This is a genomic window from Pseudonocardia sp. KRD291, from assembly GCF_019263595.1.
In the GTDB taxonomy this organism is placed as follows: domain Bacteria; phylum Actinomycetota; class Actinomycetes; order Mycobacteriales; family Pseudonocardiaceae; genus Pseudonocardia.
On record NZ_JADQDD010000484.1, the window covers coordinates 1 to 2,264 of the forward strand.

Annotated in this window: 3 protein-coding genes; all 3 read right to left on the minus strand. The window is 71.2% G+C overall.

The window, feature by feature from the left end:
• Positions 1–321: 321 nt before the first annotated feature.
• A complete protein-coding gene (locus I4I78_RS32010) occupies positions 322–1,092 on the minus strand; it encodes an enoyl-CoA hydratase/isomerase family protein (protein WP_218615249.1) in 771 nt (256 codons plus the stop codon).
• Positions 1,093–1,108: 16 nt separating this feature from the next.
• The gene (locus I4I78_RS32015; protein WP_374225964.1) at positions 1,109–1,405 is read right to left on the minus strand and encodes an enoyl-CoA hydratase-related protein; all 297 of its coding nucleotides are present in this window, start codon (positions 1,403–1,405) and stop codon (positions 1,109–1,111) included.
• Positions 1,406–1,556: 151 nt separating this feature from the next.
• A partial coding sequence (locus I4I78_RS32020) for an SDR family NAD(P)-dependent oxidoreductase (protein WP_218615250.1) occupies positions 1,557–2,264 on the minus strand: 708 nt, incomplete at its 5' end.

The window sequence follows — 2,264 nt, forward strand, 5'->3', positions numbered from 1 at the left end:
CAGAACGAGTCCGTTCGCGGACGACCTGCTGGCCGGGAAACGGACCCTGATCACCGGCGGGGCCGGACGGGGCCGGGCCGTGGCGTCGCAGGCCGCCTGGTCGGCCACGGCGCCGAGGTACATCTCTGGACCGCAGGCTCGGGGTCCTCGAGACGCGGCGACGGGCGAGCCCTGGGACACCCACGGGCCGCTCACCGGGGTCGTGAACAGCTCGGCGGGAGCGACCCAGGCGGGAGACCAGCAAGGCCGCGAGCGCGGCCACCCAAGGCCTAGCGTTCCTGACACCCGGTAGGTCGGCCCGGTCGTGGCGGACCTCCCGGATCAGCCGAACTTCGGTGGGCGCTTCTCCAGGAACGCGGTGATGCCCTCGCGGGCCTCCCCGGACTCGAAGAGCTCCTGAATGTTGTCGATCTCGAACTGCCTGCCCTCCGCGAGCGGCAGGTCGAATGCGGCGTCGACGCTGCGGACGACCGCGGCCGCCGCCGGGATCGAGACCGCGGCCAGCTCACCGGCCAGCGCGAGGGCCGCCTCGCGCGCCCCTCCGGCATCGGCGAGACGATCGACCAGACCGATCGCGTGTGCCTCCGCGGCAGGCACCTTGCGTCCGGTCGTCATGATCTCGATCGCCCGGCCGCGGCCGACGAGCCGCGGCAGACGCTGGGTCCCGGCCGCGCCCGGGATCAGCCCGAGCTTCACCTCCGGCAGTCCGAAGGCCGCGTCGGCGCCGGAGACGCGCAACGTCGCGGCCATTGCGAGCTCGAGCCCGCCGCCGAGGGCGACGCCCTCGATGGCGGCGATGCTCAGGAAGTCGGCCTCGGCCAGGCGCTCCGTCGCGCCCCGGAGCGTGTCGCCGTAGGTCCGGAACGACGCGGCGTCGACCGTGCCCATGTGCTTGATGTCGGCGCCCGCGACGAAGAAGCCGGGAATCGCCGACGTCAGCACCAGGACCTTCGTCCGGCGCCGCTCCGCCTCGTCGATCAGCGCGTCGAGCCCCTCCAGGATCGGCGGTCCGAGCGCGTTCGCCGGCCTGCTGAACATCGTCGCGACGAGCACGCCATCGGCGGCGTCGGTCCAGCTCACCACATCGGTCACGGGTAGTTCCTCTCGTTCAGGCACGTCGCGGGAATCCCTCGAAGTCCGGTGCTCGTCCGGAGTTGTAGGCCTCCCGGCCCTCCTGCGCCTCCTCGGTGGCGCAGAAGAGCAGGTTGGCGTCGTGGGCGACCGTGTTGACCAGTCCCATCTGCAGAGCCTCGTCGGCGTCGTACTGCTCGTAGAGCAGCCAGAACTCCTTCGTCCGTTTCTGACCCACCTGCTGGGCGAGCAGCCCGGCACCGAACCCGCCGTCGAAGGAACCGACCTTGGGCCCGACCTGTCTGAGCCGCGCGTTGTCCGCGGCGATCGTCACGTCGCAGACGAGGCAGGACGTGCTCGCCGCCGATCGCGTAACCGGCCACGATCGCGACGACCGGCTTCGGGAGGCGCCGGATCTGCACCTGGAGGTCGGTCACGTGGAACCTGCCGACGACTCCCGCTCATGCCCCCGCTCATGCCCCCGCTCATGCCATCGTCAGGCCACCGCTGACGGACAGCGTCTGGCCGGTGATGTAGCCGGCGGCGTCGGAGGCGAAGAACGCGACGGCGGCCGCGATGTCGTCGGGCAGGGCGAGCCGCTTCATCGGGACGGCACGGGTCATCCCGTCGAGCACCTTGCTCGAGTCCTGGCCGGAGTTGTCGGCGAGCTTCCGCAGCGCAGGCGTGTCGGTCGGGCCCGGGCAGACGGTGTTCGCGGTGACGCCCTTGGTCGCCACCTCGCGGGCGAGGGTTTTGGTGAACGCGATCGTCCCTCCCTTGGCCCCCGAGTAGACGGCCTCCAGCGAGGACCCGACGCGCCCGGCGTCCGACCCGACGTTGACGATGCGCCCGAACCCGCGCTCGATCATGCCGGGAACCACGGAGTGGCAGACCCGGAGCATGCCCTTGAAGTTGATGTCGAGGATGCGGTCCCAGAAGTCCTCGGAGGTGTCGACGAACTTCATGAAGTCGTCCCAGCCGGCGTTGTTCACGGCGATCTCGATCGGGCCCAGCTCGTCGGTGACGGTCTTGACCGCCGCGGCCACGGAGCCGGTGTCGGTGACGTCGGTCTGCACCGCCATGGCGGTGCCGCCGGCATCGGTGATCGCCGACACGGTCTCCTGGGCGGCCTCGGCGTTCAGGTCGGCGACGGCGACGTGGAAGCCGTGCGCACCGAGGGTGGTGGCGATGCC